Origin of the sequence: Mycolicibacterium tusciae, assembly GCF_002086795.1 — a bacterium.
In the GTDB taxonomy this organism is placed as follows: Bacteria; Actinomycetota; Actinomycetes; order Mycobacteriales; family Mycobacteriaceae; genus Mycobacterium; species Mycobacterium tusciae.
The window spans coordinates 214,819-234,421 of sequence record NZ_MVIM01000001.1 but is presented as its reverse complement, the minus strand read 5'-3'; the positions used below and the strand labels follow the sequence as shown (position 1 = coordinate 234,421).

Genomic DNA, 19,603 nt, shown 5'->3' with positions numbered 1-19,603 from the left:
CTACGCGGTCTTACGCAGCACCAGCAGCGACCGCGAGGCGAGCGTCAGTCGCTCGCCTGCAACAATGACGAGATCGGTGTCGCCCTTGGGGTCGGCGGTGTCGATGTCCGCGGTCCACTCGGCGGCATAGCCGAGATCGGGCGCGACGAACTCCACCGGCTTGCTGTGTGCGTTGAAGCAGAGCAGGAACGAGTCGTCGACCACGCGTTCGCCCCGTTCGTTGGGCGCCGCGATCGCTTCACCGTTGAGGAACACGGCCACGCACTTGTCCAGGCCAGAACCCCAGTCCTCAGGTGTCATCTCGCTGCCCGCCGGGGTCAGCCACGCGATGTCGCGAACCTGGTCCCCGCTGCGGATCGGCGTGCCATCGAAGAAGCGTCGCCGCCGAAACACCGGGTGCCGTTTGCGCAGCTTGCTCACCTTGCGGGTGAAGGTGAGCAGGTCGGCGTTCTTGTCGCAGAGCGACCAGTCCATCCACGAGATTTCCGAGTCCTGACAGTAGGCGTTGTTGTTGCCTCGCTGTGTGCGTCCGATCTCGTCACCATGGGAGATCATCGGGGTGCCCTGCGACAGCATCAACGTGCCCATGATGTTGCGCATCTGCTTACCCCGCAGCGCGAGGATCTCGGGATCGTCGGTGGGGCCCTCGACACCGCAGTTCCACGACCTGTTGTGGCTTTCGCCGTCGCGGTTGTCCTCGCCGTTGGCCTCGTTGTGTTTCTCGTTATAGGACACCAGGTCCGCGAGCGGGAAACCGTCGTGGCAGGTGACGAAGTTGATGCTCGCGCCGGGACGCCGACCGGTCGCCTCATAGAGGTCCGACGACCCGGTCAGCCGCGAAGCGAATTCGCCGAGGGTTGCGGGCTCGCCCCGCCAGTAATCGCGCACAGTGTCGCGATACTTCCCATTCCACTCGGTCCACAAACCTGGGAAATTGCCGACCTGATAGCCGCCCTCGCCGACATCCCACGGTTCGGCGATCAGCTTGACCTGACTGATCACCGGGTCCTGCTGGATGATGTCGAAAAACGCGCTCAGCCTGTCGACTTCGAAGAACTCGCGCGCCAGCGCCGATGCCAGGTCGAAGCGGAATCCGTCGACGTGCATCTCGAGCACCCAGTACCGCAGGGAGTCCATGATCAGCTGCAGGGTGTGCGGGTGCCGCGGGTTCAGGCTGTTTCCGGTGCCGGTGAAGTCGCGGTACAGCCGCTTGTCGTCGTCCATCAGCCGGTAGTACGCGGCGTTGTCGATGCCTCGGAAGTTGATCGTTGGCCCGAGGTGGTTTCCCTCGGCGGTGTGGTTGTAGACGACGTCGAGGATCACCTCGATGCCGGCCTCGTGGAAGGATCGCACCATCGCCTTGAACTCCGCGACGGCTGCACCGGCGTGCTTGTTCGCCGCGTACTGGTAGTGCGGCGCAAGGAAGCCGAATGTGTTGTAGCCCCAGTAATTTCGTAGTCCGAGGTCGAGCAGCCGATGGTCGTGCATGAACTGGTGTACCGGCATGAGTTCGATCGCCGTGACGTTGAGCGACTTGAGGTGGTCGATGATCACCGGATGCGCGAGGCCCGCGTACGTCCCGCGCATCTCCTCGGGGATGCCCGGATGGGTTTGCGTCATGCCTTTGACGTGCGCCTCGTAGATGACCGTCTGGTGGTACGGCGTTCGCGGCGCGCGGTCGGATGCCCAATCGAAGTAGGGGTTGATCACGACACTGGTCATGGTGTGGCCCAGCGAGTCGACCATCGGCGGCGTCCCGCCGCTCGCCGGGTCGTCGGCCGTCAGGTCATAGGAGAACAGCGCCTGGCTGAAATCGAAGTCACCGTGGAACGACTTTCCGTACGGATCGAGTAGCAGCTTGCTCGGGTCACAACGATGTCCCGCGGACGGCTCCCATGGTCCGTACACCCGGAACCCGTAACGCTGCCCGGGGGTCACGGTGGGCAGGTAGCAGTGCCATACGTAGCCGTCGACCTCTTCGAGGTTGATGCGCTCCTCACTGCCGTCCTTGCCGATCAGGCACAACTCGACCCGGTCGGCGATCTCCGAAAACAGCGAGAAGTTCGTCCCCGCACCGTCGTAGGTGGCGCCGAGGGGGTACGTGGTACCCGGCCAGACGGTTGGTACCGAGGCCGGAGCGCCGGACGTCATCAGTCGACCCACCAACCGGTGGCCGCCGCGATCTGGCGTCCGAGTTCGGTGGTCATCGTGCGCATGTAGGTCGTCGAGATGTGGTGGGCATCGTGATACAGCAACACATTTCCCTCGACTGCGCGACAGATGTCCTTACGGCACACCGCGTCGCTCATGTCCAGCGGCTTGAGCAATGGGAACCGCGCGACGAAGTCGAGGGTGGGGTTGTAGGGCGACAGAACGTCGGAGCGCTTGACGCCGCAGGAGATGGCGTCACCGCCGTCGGCCAGGCAGTCGGCGGGGAAGTACGGCTGGCCGTTACGTACCAGCCAGGGGGTATCGCGCATCCCCAGAATCGGAATGTTGTTGTCGGACAGCGTCTGCCAGATTCCGAGGTATGTGGCAGGCATCACGTCGCCCGGTTTGACGTTCCACGGTCGCGTCGCGGTGGTGAACACGTAGTCCGGGCGGTCGGCGATGATCTTGTCCATCACCCGCTCGTTCCACTGGTGGCACTTGGGGTACGGACGGTTGTCGCCCATGACCAGCGGGACTTCCTCCGTGGTCAGCGGGCAGCCCATCTTCAGGTACGTGACGACCTTGAAGTTGTGCATCCGACCGAGCAGGTCCAGGGCGGTGATCCAGTGTTCGGCGTGGGAACCGCCCGCAAGTGCGATCGTGCGGGTCGCGGAGTCATCGCCGTAGTTGCAGGTGATGACACCGACGTTGTCGAAGTCGCTGATGCAGCCGTCCTCGGTGGTGCGGGGTAGGTCGTTTCTGGCCTCGAGCACCGTCGGGCGCATCGGCAGCTTCGGCACCTTGGCCTTGTTGATGAGTGCGCGGGCACCGGGATAGTCGCGCGACGAAAGTCCGGTCAGCTCTTTGCCTGTCGAGCGTTCGATGGTGACGTGCTCGCGCCAGGTGAACGACGTCGCGGTCAACGCCACCGCCAACAGGACGACGAACGATCCGAGCGCCATCGTCGGCCTGCGCAGCCGGGCGCGCAGCGGGACCGTTGGAGCTGATGCGGCCGGCGCGCGATAGCGCAGCGGGTTCTCGATGTACTTCGTCGTCAGCCACGCCAGCACGCCGGACACCACCAGGATGACCGCGCCCTCGACGAAGTTGACGCGCGTATGTCCGAGGTAGGACAGATAGAAGATCAGCAGCGGCCAGTGCCACAGGTAGAGCGAGTACGCCATCGCGCCCAGCGCGACGAACGGCGCGGTGGCCAGCAGGCGGTTGGGGGCGGGCATGCGACCGTCGGTGTGCGGGTCGGCCACCCGGTTCGCCGCGGACAGGATGAACAGCATGGTCGCGCCGACCGGCACCAGCGCCCACGGACCGGGGAATTCGTGCACTCCGTCGATCAGGGCGCCGCACGCGAGGATCGCGGCCAGCGCGATCACTGCAGCCGTCGTGCGCAGCCACATCGGCCAGCGCAGGTTCGTCACCAGTGCACCGACCAAGGCGCCGAGCAGCAGCTCCCACGCGCGGGCGAAGCTGTTGTAGTACGCGGTGGCCTGATCGGCGTTGTGGGCGAAGATCGCGTACACGAACGACGCGATGGTCAACGCGCTCAGCAACGCGATGAACGCGATCCGCATATGGCGGCCGAAGATGCGGCGAAACAGCAAGGCGCAGCCGAAGATCAGGGCGAGGAAGGCAATGTAGAACTGGCCTTGTACCGACATCGACCAGATGTGCTGCAGCGGACTGACGGCTTCGCCGGCACGGAGGTAGTCCGATGCGGTGTTCGCCAATTCCCAGTTCTGGTAGTAGCCCAGGCTTGCCAGACTCTGGTCTGCGAATGTCTCCCAACGGGTTTCGGGCTGAATGAGGATTGTCAGCACGGCGGCGGCAGCAAGCACGACGACGAGTGCGGGTAGCAGCCTGCGAACCAGTCGGGTGACTTCAGTCATCGGCCACAGCGACGCGCCGGGCGTCATGGCGGTGCGCAGCAGGCGTCCACCGAAGAAGAAGCCCGACAGCGCGAGGAAGACGTCGACACCACCGGATACGCGGCCGAACCATACGTGGAAAACCGCGACGAGCAGGATCGCGACGCCGCGCAGTCCGTCGAGGTCGTGCCGGTAGCTTTCCGACGCGCGCGCGGGCCTTTTCGCGGTGGCTCCGCGTGGCGGTGGTCCCGGGTCAGCGGCGGGCGCCGGCCGGGCAGGGGCGAGGGTCATCATGGTCGACGGATAATCTACCGAAGGTGGCAGCACTGACGCCCGCCGAGATCAGCGCGATCGACGCCGCCCACGTCTGGCATCCGTACAGCACGATCGGTGCGTCGGCTGATCCGAAGGCGCCGCCCCCGCTGGTCGCGGTGGGTGCCCGCGGGGCCTGGCTGACCCTGCACCGCGACGGGCAGGAGCTGCGGGTCCTCGACGCGATGGCGTCCTGGTGGACCGCGATCCACGGACACGGACATCCATCGCTGGACGCGGCGATCACCAGCCAACTGGCGACCATGAACCACGTCATGTTCGGCGGTCTGACCCACGAACCCGCGGCTCGGCTGGCCCAGCTGCTGGTCCAGCTCACACCCGACGGGCTGGATGCCGTGTTCTTCAGCGACTCCGGGTCCGTCTCGGTGGAGGTCGCCGTCAAGATGGCGCTGCAGTACTGGCGCAGCACCGGACGCTGGGACAAACACCGGTTGATGACGTGGCGTGGCGGCTATCACGGCGACACGTTCACCCCGATGAGCGTGTGCGATCCCGAGGGCGGCATGCATGAGCTGTGGACGCGCGGAAACTCAGTGCTCGCTCCACAGGTGTTCGCGCCGCCGGTACCCACCGGGTACGACGCGGCCTACTCTGCGGACTTCGAAAAACTACTGGCCGAGCACGCGCACGAGCTCGCCGCGGTGATCGTGGAACCGGTGGTGCAGGGTGCCGGCGGCATGCGGTTTCACGATCCGCGCTATCTCGCCGACCTGCGCGAGATCTGCACCCGTCATGAGGTGCTGCTGATCTTCGACGAGATCGCCACCGGGTTCGGGCGCACCGGTGAGCTCTTCGCTGCCGACCACGCCGCGGTGACCCCCGACATCATGTGCGTGGGTAAGGCGCTCACCGGCGGCTATCTCACCCTGGCCGCGACGCTGTGCACCAACGACATCGCGCAGACCATCAGCGCCAGTGCCGCGGGTGCGCTGATGCACGGCCCGACGTTCATGGCCAACGCGCTGGCGTGCGCGGTTTCGGTGGCCTCGGTCGAGCTGTTGCTCGCCGGGGACTGGCGTGCGTCGGTGCGCGCTATCGAATCCGGCCTGCGCGACGGCCTGTCGCCCGCGGAGTCGATGCCGGGAGTGGCCGATGTGCGGGTGCTGGGTGCCATCGGCGTCATCGAGATGGAACAGACCGTCGACCTGCGGATCGCGACACCGGCTGCGCTGGACCACGGGGTGTGGCTACGGCCGTTCCGCAATCTGGTCTACGTGATGCCGCCCTACATCTGTACGCCCGAGGAGATCGCACAGATCACCTCGGCGATGGTCGGCGTGGCGCGTGCACTAACCTGAACGGTGTTCAATTGCCGGCACCGCCGGCGTGTTCAATTGCCGGCTCTAGGAGTCCCTTCAGTGACACGCACCGGTCTTTCGCCGCTGGCGTGGCTCGACGAGGTCGAGCAGCAGCGTCGTGCCGCGGGTTTGCGCCGGTCGCTGCGCACGCGTCCACCCGTCGGAGCCGAATTGGACCTGGCCTCCAACGACTACCTCGGCCTTTCACAGCATCCCGATGTCATCGACGGAGGCGTCGCCGCGCTACGGACCTGGGGTGCCGGATCGACGGGATCACGCCTGGTCACCGGCAACACCGAGATCCACGAAGGCTTCGAGTCGGCGCTCGCCGAATTCGTCGGCGCCGAGGCCGCGCTGGTGTTCTCGTCGGGGTACACCGCGAACCTGGGCGCTGTGGTGTCACTGTCCGGAGCCGGGTCGCTACTGGTCTCGGACGCCCTGACGCACGCGTCCCTGGTCGACGCGTGCCGGCTGTCGCGCGCCCGGGTCGTGGTGACCCCGCACCGTGACGTCGCGGCCGTCGAGGCGGCACTGGCGGGCCGTGACGAGGAACGCGCGGTCGTGGTGACCGATGCGGTCTTCTCTGCGGACGGCGTGGTCGCGCCGTTGCGGGCGCTCCACGACGTCTGCCGTCGGCACGGCGCACTCCTGGTCGTCGACGAGGCCCACGCGCTGGGGGTGCGGGGGACCGGAGGTCGCGGGCTCGTGCACGAGATCGGCTTGGCCGGTGCGCCGGACGTGGTGATGACGACGACGATGTCCAAGGCGCTGGGAAGTCAGGGCGGCGTGGTGCTGGGACCCGCCGCGGTGCGCGACCACCTGATCGATGCCGCACGGCCGTTCATCTTCGACACCGGGTTGGCACCCGCGGCGGTGGGAGCGGCGCGGGCGGCGTTGGACGTCCTGATCGCTGAGCCCTGGCGCGCGCAGGCGGTGCTGGATCATGCGGCGGCACTTGCCACGGTGAGCGGTGTCGCCGAACCGCCCGAGTCGGCGGTGGTGTCGGTGATCCTCGGTGAGCCCGAGGTGGCGCTGGCCGCCGCTGTCGCGTGTCTGGACCGCGGCGTCCGGGTGGGCTGCTTCCGGCCGCCCACCGTCGCACCGGGCACCTCGCGGCTGCGGCTGACGGCGCGCGCGTCGCTCTCCGGTGACGAGATGGCTCTGGCGCGTGAGGTGCTCACCGACGTTCTCTCTGCGGGCGCGTGAGCACTCTCGTCGTCACCGGGACCGATACCGGCGTCGGCAAGACGATGGCAACGGCCGCCCTGGCGTGTTGCGCGCGGCTGGCGGGCATCGAGGTCGCGGTGTGCAAACCCGTACAGACGGGCAGCCCCGTGGATGACGACCTCGCCGATGTCGCCCGGCTTTCCGGTGTGACCGATCTGCGTGGCTCGTGGCGATACCCGGAGCCGCTCGCCCCGGTCGCGGCCGCACAACGAGCGGGTCTGGCGTTGCCGACGCGCAGCGAACTTGTCGCGTCGGTGCGTGAGGCGGACGCCAAGCTGGTGCTGTTGGAGGGGGCCGGCGGCCTGCTCGTCGAGCTGGGCCAGGACGGGGTGACGCTGCGTGACGTGGCGGCGGACCTGGCCGCGCCGGTGCTCGTCGTGGTCGCCGCGGGTCTTGGCACGTTGAACCACACCGCATTGACATTGGAAGCTCTTGCTTCCCAAGGGGTTCCGTGCGCCGGACTGGTGATCGGCGCGTGGCCGTCTGAACCGGGTACGGCCGAGCAGGGCAACCGCGAGGCGCTGAGCAGGCTGGCGCCGCTGCGTGCGGTACTACCTGCGGGCCTCGGTCGCGCGAGTGCCGCCGAGTTCGAGGCGGTCTGCTCGTCGGTGTTCGATCCCGATTGGATCGCGAGTCTTTAGGCATGGTGCATTCCGTCGAGATGCTGTTCGACCCGGACACCGATGCGGCGATCCGGCGTAGCTGGGACGACCTCACCGCGGCGGGTGTGCGCAGTCAGGCCGCGCACACCGCGCCCAGCAACAGGCCGCACGTCACCCTGGCGGTAGCCGCAAGCATGGATGAATCGGTGCATGACGCGTTGCGGCCGCTGTTGCGGCGGTTGCCGCTTCGGTGCACCGTCGGCGCGCCCATGCTGTTCGGTCGGCGGGATTTCACGCTGGTGCGGCTGATCGTTCCGTCAGCTGTGCTGTTGTCCCTGCACGCCGAGGTGCTCGACGCCTGTCTGCCGCACATGCCGAACGGTCCGCTTCCGCACTCGGACCCCGGCCGGTGGACGCCGCACGTGACGTTGGCGCGCCGGGTGCCGGCCGAGCAATTGCAAGCGGCGCTGACGGTGCCGGGTTTAGGACGCGACCTGTCCGCGACAATCGTCGGCATCAGGCACTGGGATGGCAATGCCAAACGCGAGTACCCAATCTAAGAGACTTCTGCCCCAACGCTTTTCGGTACACACATCCGCCAGCCGTCGATCAAGAGCTCGCGCAGCTCGTCGAGTTCGATCGCGTCGAGCCGTACCAGAATCCAGTTGTATCGCATCTCCGATTTGCGCGGCAGCATGAACTTGTCGGGTTCGGCGGCGACCATCGCCGCACGCTCCTCCTTGGGAAAGGCGACGCCCATCACCGTCTCGTCGCGTGAGAACGCGGCGTACACAAGCCGTCCCGCGCGGAGCCGGATCTCGTCGCGGACGACGGCTTCGTATGACCTCGGCAGCGTCGAGGCGATACTGCGCACGTCGTCGACGGTGATCACGGCCCGAATGCCAGCGGCGACTTCTGAGAGACGTTGATGCCGTCGACGAACAGCCGCAAGCCGAACGCGAACCGCGCGTTGGCATCGTCGGCCAGGACCGACTGCCACTCGGGTAGCTCGGCGCCGGCGGCATCCCATTGCAGACGCGACTGCTCGTCCACGGTGAAGCCGAGCACGTAGTAGACGACCGTGCGGGCGGCCAGCTCGGCGTGCGCGGCGTCGACGCCGACCTCGGTTACCGCCTCGGTCAGGACGGCCAGAATCTGCTTCATCGCCGACGACTGGCCCGCCGCGAAGCTAGCCGACACCAGTTCGGCGCCATCGGTGTGCGACAGCAGCGCGTCACGAAGCCGGTTGCATACCTCGACGACGCCGCGGGCCGACGGGACTCCGTCCAGAATGCGGTCGGCGATGGCGCCGAGGAGTTCCTGCTTGTTGGCGAAATGCCAATACAGGGCGCCGGGGGACACGCTGAGCTCGCGCGCGAGCCGTCGCATCGTGAGGTCGGCGATTCCGTACTCGTCCAGGAGGGCTGCCGCCGCCTCGACCACGTCGCGTTTGTGGAGCTGCACCCCGGTAGCCTAACCTGAACGGTGTTCAAGTGTCGGCTCGCCGACGTGTTCAAGACGAGAGGACTCACGGGTGAGCGACATTCTGGCGAAGGCACGCGACCAGGTTTTGGAGCGCGGCGAAGGCCTCGACCAGGATCAGACGCTTCAGGTGCTGCGGCTGCCCGACGAGAACCTCGACGAGCTGCTCGCACTGGCCCACGAGGTACGGATGCGCTGGTGCGGACCCGATGTCGAGGTCGAGGGCATCATCAGCCTCAAGACCGGTGGCTGCCCCGAAGACTGCCACTTCTGTTCGCAGTCGGGCCTTTTCGCCTCGCCGGTGCGCAGCGCGTGGCTCGACATCCCGAGTCTGGTCGAGGCCGCGAAGCAGACCGCGAAGACCGGGGCCACCGAATTCTGCATCGTCGCCGCGGTGCGCGGCCCCGATGAGCGACTGCTGGCGCAGGTGGCGGCGGGCATCGAGGCGATCCGCAACGAGGTCGACATCCAGATCGCGTGCTCGCTCGGCATGCTCACCGCCGAACAAGTCGAGCGCCTCTCCGAGATGGGCGTCCACCGCTACAACCACAATCTGGAGACGGCGCGGTCGTTCTTCACCAACGTCGTGACCACCCACAGCTGGGAAGAGCGGTGGGACACCCTGCAGATGGTCCGCGAAGCGGGCATGGAGGTCTGCTGCGGCGGCATCCTCGGGATGGGCGAAACGCTGGAACAGCGCGCGGAATTCGCCGCCAATCTCGCCGAACTCGATCCGCACGAGGTGCCGCTGAACTTCCTCAACCCGCGGCCGGGCACGCCGTTCGGTGACCTGGACGTGCTGCCGGCAGCCGAGGCGCTCAAGGCAGTCGCGGCCTTCCGGCTGGCGTTGCCGCGCACGATGCTTCGGTTCGCCGGCGGTCGCGAGATCACGCTCGGTGATCTCGGCGCCAAGCAGGGCATTCTCGGTGGTATCAACGCCGTGATCGTCGGCAATTATCTGACGACGCTGGGCCGGCCGGCCGAGTCCGACCTACAGCTGCTCGATGATCTGCAGATGCCCATCAAGGCGCTCAACGCCACCCTCTGATAACCGTTCAGTGATGGCGTTCAACGTCTACACGGGTGAGCCCGACGGCACGCCGCTGCCGGCGGCGGCGCAACTGGGTCTCGAACCCCCCCGCTTCTGCGCGGAGTGCGGCCGCCGGATGATTGTGCAGGTGCGTCCTGACGGGTGGTCGGCGAAATGTTCGCGGCACGGCCTGACGGACTCGAAGGATCTGGAGCAGCGATGAGCCTGGGGTCACGATGAGTGAGCTCGTCCCCCCGCGTGTTTCGCGCCGACGCGCGGCCCTGATCGTCGTCGCCGGACTGGCGCTCACTGGGGTAGTGATCGGTGCATTGTGGGCGGCGGTGGCCCCGGCTGTGCACGGTGTGGTGGCGTTGACGAAGAGCGGCGAACGGGTCAGGGCGTACCTCGGCAACGAAGCCGACCACTTCTTCGTCGCTGCCTTCCTGGCGGTCGGCATGCTGTGTGTGATGGCGGTCGTGGCGGCCGTCCTGGTGTGGCAATGGCGTGCTCACCGCGGCCCGTTGATGGTCGCGGCACTCGGTCTCGGATCCGCGGCCGCGGCCGGTGTGGCATCGGGAGTCGGTGCGGCACTGGCGCATTGGCGGTACGGGACCATCGATGTTGCCAGCGCGCCGATTTCACCCGACCATCGCGTGCACTACGTGGTCGAGGCACCCCCGGTGTTCTTCGGGCACGCACCTTTGCTGATGGCCCTGACCATCCTGTTTCCCGCGGCAATGGCGGCGCTGGTCTACGCGCTCATCGCGGTGTCGATCCCGCGCGACGACCTGGGCGCCTGGCCGCCCGTCGAGTCCCAGCTCGACGATGCGATCGCTAAAGCGGGGACCGCTCCACCGTCCGACCTGTGACCACCTTGGCGACGATCTTCGCCAGTCGCGCCATGCCGACGTAGGTCATCGGATTCAGCAGCGTCGGCCACTTGGTCCGAACCATGTGCTCGGACAACGGCTTTCCGGCGAACCGATCGATGAGCCAGCGCAATGCCATCGGTGCGGACATGGGGTGCAGCAACATGTGCTCACTGAACATGTCCCGGTGGTAGGTCACCGACGCGCCACCCGATCTGTACATCTCCGCGAGCTCGTCGATGTTCTCGACCGAGATCAGCTGATCGTGGACCGCCTGCACAATCAAAACCGGCGGAGCCGGTGCCGCGACGCCGAGCTTGATGTCGGCGAAGACGTGCTGGACCGCAGGGCTGTCGAGGATTTCCTCGAGCGGCCTGTCGAGCATGTCGGCCATGTCCTTCTTGGCCATCCGGACCATCGCCTCGGCGGTCGTCATCGTGTGCAGTCGCTCGAGGAGTACCTTGCCCTCTTCGGTGACGTGCTCCTGGATGAGCCGGTCGAGATCGGGATAGATGTGCGAAAGCGCGGCGACGACCAGTGCGGGGAGCCCGGACGCGAACGTGCCGTTGAGTCGGCGGAACGTATGGCCGAGATCGCCGACCGGTGACCCGAGTACCGCGCCGACGACGTTCAGGTCTGGCGCATAGGTGCCGCTCATCTCGGCGGCCCAGGCGGTGGCCAGTCCGCCGCCGGAGTAGCCCCATAGCCCGATCGGCGCATCGGCTGACAGCCCCAGCCGTTTGGAGCTGACGGCGGCGCGCAAGCCGTCGAGCACGTGGTAGCCGGGTTCGTACGGGGCGCCCCACATGCCCAGGCGGCCCTCGTGGTCCGGCACCGACACCGCCCAGCCCTCAGCGAGGCACGCGGCGACCAGGAGGAACTCGAACTGTGCGACGGACCCCGTGGCGTGTGCGTGGCGCCGCAGCGCATACGAGGGGAAGCAGCGTGAGGTCACGGCGTCGATGGCGCACTGGTAGGAGATCACCGGCGTGACGGCGGACGGCGTGCGCTCTGCCGGCACGATCACGGTGGTCGCGGCCGCGTCGGCGTTGCCGTGCATGTCAGTGGTGCGATACAGCAGCTGGGTGGCCCGTGCGCGCTGTGGGATCAGGCCCATGAATGCCAGCTCGACGTCCCTGCTGCGCAGGACGGTGCCCGGAGTGGCGTGCTGGAAGCCCGTGGGCGGTTCGTAGAACGGGTCATCGGACGGCAATTGCGGCCGGGCACCGCCTACCAGCTCCTCGTGGGGGACGTGCCCGATCCACTCTGCACCAGCTGCTGGCGCGACGCTGCCCAGATCCATCCGGCCATTCTTGCTTAAGAGAGCGCTAAGAAGCCAGCCGACTCACCCGGGCGGGCGTAATGCGGCGAATTCGTCGGTCACGCGGTAGCGGGAGTCGGTGAACCGGTATAGCGCCGCGGGACGACCGCCGCTGCGGCCCGATCGAGCGGTCGTACCGGTGCGGGTGATGACGTTGCGTCGTTCCAGCACACGTTGCAGGTTGGTCGCGTCGACTGGATGGCCCAGCGCAGCGCTGTAGATGTCGCGCAGTGTCGACACGGCGAATTCAGTTGGTGCCAAGGCGAACCCGATGTTCGTGTACGACAGCTTGGCGACGAGGCGCGCAACGGCGTGCTCGACCATCGGGCCGTGATCGAACGCCATCGGCGGCAGATGGTCGACCGGGTGCCATCGGGTGTCCGGCGGCAATTCCGGGGTAGCAGGGGAGGGGACCAACCCGAGGAACGTCGACGCGATGGTGCGGGTGCCCGGCACGCGGCTGGGATCGGAGAAAACCGCAAGCTGTTCGAGGTGGGCAACCTCACGCAGGTCGACTTTTTCGGCCAGCTGGCGCCGAACGGAGCTGGTCAGATCCTCGTCGTTGCGCAAGCTGCCGCCCGGTAGAGCCCATTTTCCGGCCTCCGGCTCCAGTGCACGCTGCCACAACAGCACGTGAAGTGCGGGTTTCGGGGAATCGACAGCTCGAACCTGGAACACGGCGGCCAGCACCTCATGCGCGGTGCTAATATGGGACATGTTTTCGATTGTAAGTCGAAAACCTCGACGGAGGTAAGGAGGCGGCTATGACGGTTTTGGACCGCATGCCCGCTAACGATCTGGTGGATCGCATAGTCGCAGGTCCGAATGGATATTCTGGAGTCGACGGCGACCAGGAATGGGCCGCCGAGGTGCGCCGCCTGGCCGATCTACGCGGTGCGACGCTGCTGGCGCACAACTATCAGCTGCCGGCGATCCAGGATGTCGCAGACCACGTCGGCGACTCCCTGGCGTTGTCGCGCATCGCCGCCGAAGTCCCCGAGGACACGATCGTGTTCTGCGGCGTGCACTTCATGGCTGAGACCGCGAAGATCCTGTCTCCGGGCAAGACGGTGCTGATACCCGATCAGCGGGCGGGATGCTCCCTGGCCGACTCGATCACCGCCGACGAACTTCGCGCCTGGAAAGCCGAACACCCGGGTGCTGTGGTCGTGTCCTACGTCAACACCACCGCCGCGGTGAAAGCCGAGACCGACATCTGCTGCACGTCCTCGAACGCGGTCGAAGTCGTTGCCTCGATCCCTGCCGACCGCGAGGTGCTGTTCTGCCCGGACCAGTTCCTCGGCGCTCACGTGCGCCGCGTCACCGGCCGCAAGAACCTGCATGTGTGGGCTGGTGAATGCCACGTGCACGCAGGGATCAACGGCGACGAACTCGCCGCCCAGGCCCGCGCCCATCCGGACGCCGAACTGTACGTACACCCCGAATGTGGTTGCGCCACTTCGGCTCTGTACCTGGCAGGGGAGGGCGCGTTCCCTGAGGACAGGGTCAAGATCTTGTCGACCGGCGGCATGCTGGACGCGGCCCGCGACACCCGGGCACGCCAGGTGCTGGTCGCGACCGAGGTCGGGATGCTGCACCAGTTACGCCGCGCCGCACCGGAAGTCGACTTCCAAGCGGTCAACGACCGGGCGTCGTGCAAGTTCATGAAGATGATCACCCCGGCCGCGCTGTTGCGCTGCCTCGTAGAAGGCAAGGACGAAGTCGACGTCGATCCCGAGACCGCCCGTCTGGCCCGTGCCAGCGTGCTGCGGATGATCGAGATCGGACAACCCGGCGGCGGCGAGTGACGCGCCAGGCCGCTTGTGGCGGTCGCGGCTACTGGCAGCAGCGTGCCGACGTCGTTGTCATCGGCACCGGTGTCGCGGGTCTGTGCGCGGCGCTCGCGGCACACCGTCGGGGCCAGAAGGTGATGGTACTCAGCAAGGCCGGCGACACCGCCACGTTCTACGCGCAGGGTGGCATCGCGGTCGTATTGCCGGAAGTCCTTCGGGAAGAAGGCGATTCGGTCGACGCGCATGTCGGCGACACGTTGGCGGCGGGGGCCGGATTGTGTGACCCGGCAGCGGTGCGTTCGATCGTCGCGGATGGCTACCGCGCGGTGCGTGATCTCGTCGAAAATGGTGCGCGGTTCGACGAAGCAGCACCCGGACAATGGTCCCTGACCCGCGAGGGTGGTCATTCGCGCAGGCGGATCATCCATGCCGGAGGCGACGCAACCGGTGCGGAAGTGCAGCGTGCCCTCGACGTCGCCGCAGCTCGGTTGGACATCCGTCGCAGCCACGTCGCGCTGGAGATCCTGCACGAAGACAGCGCGGTCACCGGTGTCCTGACGCTCAACGACGATGGTCCAGGAATCATTCACACCCGATCGGTGATTTTGGCGACCGGCGGATTGGGGCACCTGTACTCGGCGACCACCAATCCCGACGGGTCGACCGGTGACGGCGTGGCGCTGGCGATGTGGGCCGGGCTGCCGGTGTCCGACCTCGAGTTCATCCAGTTCCACCCGACCATGCTGTTCGACGGGCATGCGGGCGGAAGACGGCCGCTGATCACCGAGGCGGTACGTGGCGAAGGTGCGGTTCTTGTTGACTCTCGAGGTCGTTCGGTGACCGAAGGCGTGCACCCGATGGGCGACCTCGCGCCGCGCGACATCGTCGCCGCTGCGATCAACGCCCGGATGATCGAGACCGGCGACCCCTGTGTCTACCTCGACGCGCGCGGCATCAAGAGCTTCAAGAAACGCTTTCCCACCGTCACCGCGGCGTGCCGGGATGCGGGTATCGATCCGACGCGTCAAGCCATCCCCGTCGTCCCGGGTGCGCACTACAGCTGCGGCGGAGTGGTGACCGATGTGCACGGGCGCACCGAATTGGCGGGTCTTTTCGCGGCCGGGGAGGTGGCGCGCACCGGGATGCACGGCGCGAACCGGCTGGCCTCCAACAGCCTGCTCGAAGGCCTCGTCGTCGGCGGCCGGGCCGGAACGGCCGCAGCGGCACACGCTTCGAATGCCGGAATCGCCACCGCGGCACCGCCGGAGTCCACGACCCGACGCGCACTGCCGAGGGCCGATCTGCAGCGGGCGATGACACGATACGCGGCGGTGGTCAGAGACGATGCCGGCCTGCGCTCGCTGGGGCAGGTCTTGGAGACCGCGACTCCACGGAAGCTCAACTCGCGCAGAAATTTCGAAGATATAGCGCTGACGTGCGCGGCGGGTGCGGTGATGACGGCCGCATTGGAGCGCACCGAATCGCGGGGTTGTCACCACCGCGCCGACTATCCGGCTGCCGACCCGACGATGGCCCGCAGCCTGGTGCCCGCGGTGGTGTGCGCCTGATGGAACTGACTGCCGATGAGCTGACCGAGGCTCGCCGGGTGATCGCCCGCGGACTCGAGGAGGACCTGCGGTACGGCCCCGATGTCACCACGCTGGCGACAGTCAGCGCGGATGCCACGACGACCGCGTCGATGGTCGCCAGACAACCCGGCGTCATCGCCGGTGTGGACATCGCGCTGCTGGTACTCGACGAGGTGATCGGGGCAGGCGGGTACGTCGTCAAGCATCGTGTCGACGACGGTGAGCGGCTCGACGCGGGCGGGGTGGTGCTGGCCGTCGAAGCGCCGACGCAGGGCTTGCTGACCGCCGAACGGACCACGCTGAACCTGGTGTGTCACCTGTCCGGTATCGCCACCACGACCGCGGACTGGGTGGCCGCCGTCGCGGGTACCGGAGCCCAGATCCGGGACACCCGCAAGACATTGCCCGGACTGCGGGCTCTGCAGAAGTACGCGGTCCGGGTCGGAGGCGGTGTGAACCACCGGATGGGGCTGGGTGACGCCACGCTGATCAAGGACAACCACGTTGCCGCCGCCGGCTCGGTGGTGGCCGCGCTGCGTGCCGTACGAGCGGCCGCGCCGGATCTGCCATGCGAGGTGGAGGTCGACTCGCTGGAGCAACTCGACGAGGTGTTCGCCGAGAACCTGGGGGATCAGGCACTCGTGCTGCTCGACAATTTTCCGGTGTGGCAGACGCAGATTGCGGTGCAGCGCCGTGATGCACGCTCGCCTGCAACCAAGCTGGAGTCCTCTGGCGGGTTGTCGCTCGAGACGGCGGCGGAGTACGCCGGAACCGGTGTGGATTACCTGGCAGTCGGTGCGCTCACCCACTCGGTGACGGTGCTCGACATCGGCCTGGATCTCTAAACAGCACAGGCCATTACGATGGCGCATCGTGAACGCCGTTTCGCGCCGCCTCGTGGTGCTGACCGTCATCAGTCTGGTTCTCGCGGTCGCCGCGCTCGGACTGGCCGCCTGGTCGCTGTACCGGTCGGACCCCGCGAACAGGAACTATGACGCGGCACAGGTCGCCGATGCCAAGGCCAGGGCCTGCGCGGCCGTCGACATCGTGCGACGGGGTGTCTCGCTCAATACCAACCTGATGCCGGCGGGCGGGGCGGGTGACGTCACCGGCGCGCAGGCGGTGGCTGCCAATGCGCGGGTTTCGCTGAACGACGGCGGCCAGTACCTCGTCGCGCGGCTGGACCCCGCGACTCCGGAGAATCTGGCCGCCAAGGTCCGCGAATTCGCCGAGAACTTGATGGATATCGGCGCCAATGCAACGGCCGGCGTCACGAACGACGATCCCGCGCAGGCGCAGCGACTGAAGAACGCGGACGACCTGAACGCCAGCCTCGAAGAGCTGTGCAAATAGCTATCTGGTGAGCAGCGTGCGTGCGCCCACCTTCGCGGCGTCGAGCGCGGCGCTGTCACCCGCGATACGCGACAGGATGAGCGCCCCTTCGAGCAGCGCGACGACGGCGAGCGCCGTCTCATTGGCGTCGGGCTCGGTCCATCCGTCGTCGCGCAGCCGGTCCGCGATGGCCATGTGCCACGCGCGAAATGCCCGAGACGATGCTTCACGAACGAGCGGGCTCGCGTTCACTGATTCGGTCGCGATCGGTTCGATGGGGCAGCCGTCGCGCCGGTCCATCGCCAGCCCCGAGGACATCAGATCGATCCAGCCGTCCACGATGTCGGACACCGGCAATCCGCTGCTGAGGAACTGCCGCAGTCGCGTTTCGATGTCGGTTCCCGCGCTGTCCACCACGGCGGCGGCCAACTGCTGTTTGCCGTCGGGAAAGTGGTGGTACAGCGATCCGGCCTTGACGTCAGCGGTCTCCAGAATCTGGTTCACACCGGTTGCCGCGTAGCCCTGCCTGCGAAAGAGCAGGGCCGCGGCGTCGACGAGTGCGGCGCGGCTCCGATCGGGGCGGGGCATCCCTTGACTTTACTTGAAAGGTCACTCAAGAATACTTGAACAGTCGCTAAAGAAGGGACGCCGATGCAACAGCTGGTATTCGAGGAGATGGGCACCTACACCTGGCGCGAGACCGCCGAGCCCGAGATCCAAGCTCCTGAGCAGGCCATCGTTCGTCCGACGGTGGTGGCGTGCTGCGACCTCGACGTGGCCGTCGCCGAGGGCAGGCTCCCGATGCCGCCCGGACACGCCGTCGGGCACGAGGGCATCGGTGAGGTCGTTGCCGTGGGGAATGCCGTACAGGGTGTGGCGCCCGGCGACCAGGTTGTAATTCCGTTCCAGATCAGCTGCGGGCAATGCCGCGAATGCCGGAGGGGAGTGACGGGATCGTGCGGCGCGCTGCCGCTGATGGCGATGTACGGAATGGCGCCGCTCGCCGGGTTCGACGGTGGTGGATTCATGGCCGATCTGGTGCACGTGCCGTACGCCGACGCGATGCTGGTGCCCATACCGCGCGGGGTGGACCCAATCGGCATCGCGTCGCTTTCGGACAACATCGTCGACGCCTGGCGCGGCGTCGGGCCCTACCGGGCCGAACTCGACGCGCTCGACGACGTGGATCGACGTGTCCTCGTCGCCGGACGGCAATCCATCGGCCTGTACGCGGCGGGACTTGGCGTCGCGCTCGGCTACCGCGTCGACTATGTCGACATCGATCCACACCGGCTGGCCGCAGCCGAAAAGCTGGGGGCCACGGTGCATGACAGACCCAAGCCGGACAAGTCACTGGGCAGCTACCCGGTCACCGTCCACACCTCAGCCGCCCCCGACGTGCTGGCGGCGACGCTACGCGTGACGTGGCCCGATGGAGTGTGTACCGACACCGGCATCTATTACCAGGGCGCGGTTGAGATGCCGTTGCTCTCGATGTACACGCGCGGAGTCAGGTTCGTCACGGGGCGGGTCAACGCCCGCGCCGCCATTCCCCAGGTCATCGAACTACTCCAGGCGGGCTGCGATGTCACTCCCGCGGTCGACCGCGTGGCGCCCTGGGATGCGGCGGCCGACGTCTGGCCCGCGATGACGGGCAAGACGGTCTTCATGCGTTAGCTCAGGCGATATCGGCGACGAGGATCGCCATCTTCTTCGCTTGTGTGCGCGCCATGAACGGCAGGTCCTCGGCTCCTCCGCTACCCGCGGGCAGGATCCGCGGGTTGACGATGTGGACCGTGCGCGAGCCGAACATCACGTCGGCCTCGTTGGCGGCGAGCACATTCTTGACCCAGTCGGTCTTGCCATGGCCGAGCGTGATCGCGAGGGTGTTGCCCTTACGGAAGGGGGTGACGACGGTTTCGTAGCTTTTGCCGGACTTGCGGCCGCGATGCTGGATCTTCGCGACGCCGGGCATGAACCGCGCGATCCGCTTGACCATCGGGTTCATGTACTTGATCTGCAGGCGCTCGAACGCGGGCGGATAGATCATCGGGACGCCCGGCGCGTTGTTTGGGTGATCCTTGGCGGACATGAATCTGGACACTACGTGACGATGAGAATCGAATCGACGGCCCCGAAGGTGGAGCTAGTGTCGGCCGCATGTCTGAGACAGCGGAGTCTGCCAAGAGCTCTATCGTGTCCGTCTTGGCCCTGATCGTCGCGCTGACAGCGGTGGGTCTGGCCGCCTGGGTATTGATCAAGGACCCGAAGTCGTCCCAGTCAGCTCAGTCAGAAGAGTCGCCTTCCGTCTTCACCGGCGATGCTGCCGACAACCCCAAGGGCAGCATCTGCGAGGCGTTCAACGTCGTTCGGGCCGGCGTCCAGACGAATACCAACCTGCAACCCCCGGGCGGCCCCGAGGACGTCACCGCCTCGATGGCCGTCGCCGCCAACGCGCGCCTGTCGCTCGTCGGCGGTGGTCAGTACCTGCTGGCTCGTCTACAGCCGGATACATCGCCGGATCTAACGGACGCCATCCGCACGTTCGCCAACCGATTGATGGATATCGGGGCGCACTCGATCGCCGGCATCCCGAACTCCGATCCGGCCCAGTCGGCGAGGCTGAAGGAAGCCGACGTGTCCAGCGCCGAGATCGCCGATCTCTGCAAGTAAGCACGCTCTCGTGACTCGAC

Annotated in this window: 21 protein-coding genes; 13 read left to right on the top strand and 8 right to left on the bottom strand. The window is 66.9% G+C overall.

Annotated features, from left to right (window positions below; all coding sequences use genetic code 11):
- Both glgX and BST47_RS01110 read right to left on the bottom strand, forming a co-directional pair.
- A complete protein-coding gene (gene glgX / locus BST47_RS01115) occupies positions 1-2,151 on the bottom strand; it encodes a glycogen debranching protein GlgX (RefSeq protein WP_083123352.1) in 2,151 nt (716 codons plus the stop codon).
- A complete protein-coding gene (locus BST47_RS01110) occupies positions 2,151-4,328 on the bottom strand; it encodes an acetyltransferase SucT (protein WP_083123351.1) in 2,178 nt (725 codons plus the stop codon). Before BST47_RS01110 ends, glgX begins: the two co-directional genes overlap by 1 nt.
- A 23-nt stretch (positions 4,329-4,351) precedes the next feature.
- Here BST47_RS01110 and BST47_RS01105 point away from each other — a divergent pair, with 23 nt between their 5' ends.
- From BST47_RS01105 to BST47_RS01090, 4 genes are read left to right on the top strand one after another with little or no spacing between them, the layout of a single operon-like run.
- Positions 4,352-5,665, top strand: coding sequence for an adenosylmethionine--8-amino-7-oxononanoate transaminase (locus BST47_RS01105; protein WP_083123350.1), 1,314 nt, complete (start codon positions 4,352-4,354; stop codon positions 5,663-5,665).
- 60 nt (positions 5,666-5,725) lie between these two features.
- Complete coding sequence (locus tag BST47_RS01100) at positions 5,726-6,871, top strand: 8-amino-7-oxononanoate synthase (protein WP_083123349.1); 1,146 nt, start codon at positions 5,726-5,728, stop codon at positions 6,869-6,871.
- Positions 6,868-7,533, top strand: coding sequence for a dethiobiotin synthase (gene bioD, locus BST47_RS01095; RefSeq protein WP_083123348.1), 666 nt, complete (start codon positions 6,868-6,870; stop codon positions 7,531-7,533). The genes BST47_RS01100 and bioD overlap by 4 nt, the downstream gene beginning before the upstream one ends.
- A 2-nt stretch (positions 7,534-7,535) precedes the next feature.
- Complete coding sequence (locus BST47_RS01090; RefSeq protein WP_083123347.1) at positions 7,536-8,054, top strand: 2'-5' RNA ligase family protein; 519 nt, start codon at positions 7,536-7,538, stop codon at positions 8,052-8,054.
- Here BST47_RS01090 and BST47_RS01085 read toward each other — a convergent pair.
- Positions 8,051-8,386 carry an MmcQ/YjbR family DNA-binding protein gene (locus BST47_RS01085; RefSeq protein ID WP_083123346.1) on the bottom strand — a complete coding sequence of 112 codons (336 nt, stop codon included), beginning with the start codon at positions 8,384-8,386 and terminating at the stop codon, positions 8,051-8,053. The two genes, BST47_RS01090 and BST47_RS01085, sit on opposite strands and share 4 nt — an antisense overlap.
- Positions 8,383-8,958 (bottom strand): TetR family transcriptional regulator, encoded by a 576-nt coding sequence (locus tag BST47_RS01080; RefSeq protein WP_083123345.1) that lies wholly within the window; start codon positions 8,956-8,958, stop codon positions 8,383-8,385. The genes BST47_RS01085 and BST47_RS01080 overlap by 4 nt, the downstream gene beginning before the upstream one ends.
- A gap of 70 nt (positions 8,959-9,028) precedes the next feature.
- On the opposite strand from BST47_RS01080, the gene bioB reads away from it, so the two are divergent.
- Genes bioB through BST47_RS01065 form a run of 3 tightly spaced genes read left to right on the top strand, consistent with a single transcriptional unit; the run spans position 9,029 to position 10,875 of the window.
- Positions 9,029-10,024 carry a biotin synthase BioB gene (gene bioB / locus BST47_RS01075; protein WP_083123344.1) on the top strand — a complete coding sequence of 332 codons (996 nt, stop codon included), beginning with the start codon at positions 9,029-9,031 and terminating at the stop codon, positions 10,022-10,024.
- A gap of 13 nt (positions 10,025-10,037) precedes the next feature.
- Positions 10,038-10,229 (top strand): biotin synthase auxiliary protein BsaP, encoded by a 192-nt coding sequence (bsaP, locus tag BST47_RS01070; protein ID WP_083123343.1) that lies wholly within the window; start codon positions 10,038-10,040, stop codon positions 10,227-10,229.
- Positions 10,230-10,242: 13 nt separating this feature from the next.
- Positions 10,243-10,875, top strand: a complete 633-nt coding sequence (locus tag BST47_RS01065) for a DUF2567 domain-containing protein (RefSeq protein WP_083123342.1) — start codon at positions 10,243-10,245, stop codon at positions 10,873-10,875.
- On the opposite strand, the gene BST47_RS01060 is transcribed toward BST47_RS01065, so the two are convergent.
- Positions 10,841-12,178 carry a lipase family protein gene (locus tag BST47_RS01060; RefSeq protein ID WP_083123341.1) on the bottom strand — a complete coding sequence of 446 codons (1,338 nt, stop codon included), beginning with the start codon at positions 12,176-12,178 and terminating at the stop codon, positions 10,841-10,843. The genes BST47_RS01065 and BST47_RS01060 overlap by 35 nt on opposite strands.
- A 42-nt stretch (positions 12,179-12,220) precedes the next feature.
- Positions 12,221-12,886: an NUDIX hydrolase gene (locus BST47_RS01055; protein WP_207568515.1), complete on the bottom strand. Its 666-nt coding sequence runs from the start codon at positions 12,884-12,886 to the stop codon at positions 12,221-12,223.
- Between the two features lie 74 nt (positions 12,887-12,960).
- On the opposite strand from BST47_RS01055, the gene nadA reads away from it, so the two are divergent.
- From nadA to BST47_RS01035, 4 genes are read left to right on the top strand one after another with little or no spacing between them, the layout of a single operon-like run.
- Positions 12,961-14,004: a quinolinate synthase NadA gene (gene nadA / locus BST47_RS01050; RefSeq protein WP_083123339.1), complete on the top strand. Its 1,044-nt coding sequence runs from the start codon at positions 12,961-12,963 to the stop codon at positions 14,002-14,004.
- Complete coding sequence (locus BST47_RS01045) at positions 14,001-15,557, top strand: L-aspartate oxidase (protein ID WP_083123338.1); 1,557 nt, start codon at positions 14,001-14,003, stop codon at positions 15,555-15,557. Before nadA ends, BST47_RS01045 begins: the two co-directional genes overlap by 4 nt.
- Positions 15,557-16,423: a carboxylating nicotinate-nucleotide diphosphorylase gene (gene nadC / locus BST47_RS01040; RefSeq protein WP_083123722.1), complete on the top strand. Its 867-nt coding sequence runs from the start codon at positions 15,557-15,559 to the stop codon at positions 16,421-16,423. The genes BST47_RS01045 and nadC overlap by 1 nt, the downstream gene beginning before the upstream one ends.
- Positions 16,424-16,451: 28 nt before the next feature.
- A complete protein-coding gene (locus BST47_RS01035) occupies positions 16,452-16,931 on the top strand; it encodes a hypothetical protein (RefSeq protein ID WP_083123337.1) in 480 nt (159 codons plus the stop codon).
- Here the strand turns inward: BST47_RS01035 and BST47_RS01030 are convergent, their stop codons facing one another.
- Positions 16,932-17,498, bottom strand: coding sequence for a TetR/AcrR family transcriptional regulator (locus tag BST47_RS01030; RefSeq protein WP_083123336.1), 567 nt, complete (start codon positions 17,496-17,498; stop codon positions 16,932-16,934). It lies immediately after the preceding gene.
- Positions 17,499-17,561: 63 nt separating this feature from the next.
- Between BST47_RS01030 and BST47_RS01025 the strand changes: the two genes are divergently transcribed.
- Positions 17,562-18,587 (top strand): zinc-dependent alcohol dehydrogenase, encoded by a 1,026-nt coding sequence (locus BST47_RS01025; protein WP_083123335.1) that lies wholly within the window; start codon positions 17,562-17,564, stop codon positions 18,585-18,587.
- Between the two features lies 1 nt (position 18,588).
- Here the strand turns inward: BST47_RS01025 and BST47_RS01020 are convergent, their stop codons facing one another.
- Positions 18,589-19,002 carry a nitroreductase family deazaflavin-dependent oxidoreductase gene (locus tag BST47_RS01020; protein WP_083123334.1) on the bottom strand — a complete coding sequence of 138 codons (414 nt, stop codon included), beginning with the start codon at positions 19,000-19,002 and terminating at the stop codon, positions 18,589-18,591.
- A gap of 68 nt (positions 19,003-19,070) precedes the next feature.
- Here BST47_RS01020 and BST47_RS01015 point away from each other — a divergent pair, with 68 nt between their 5' ends.
- Complete coding sequence (locus BST47_RS01015) at positions 19,071-19,583, top strand: hypothetical protein (protein WP_083123333.1); 513 nt, start codon at positions 19,071-19,073, stop codon at positions 19,581-19,583.
- Positions 19,584-19,603 lie beyond the last annotated feature (20 nt).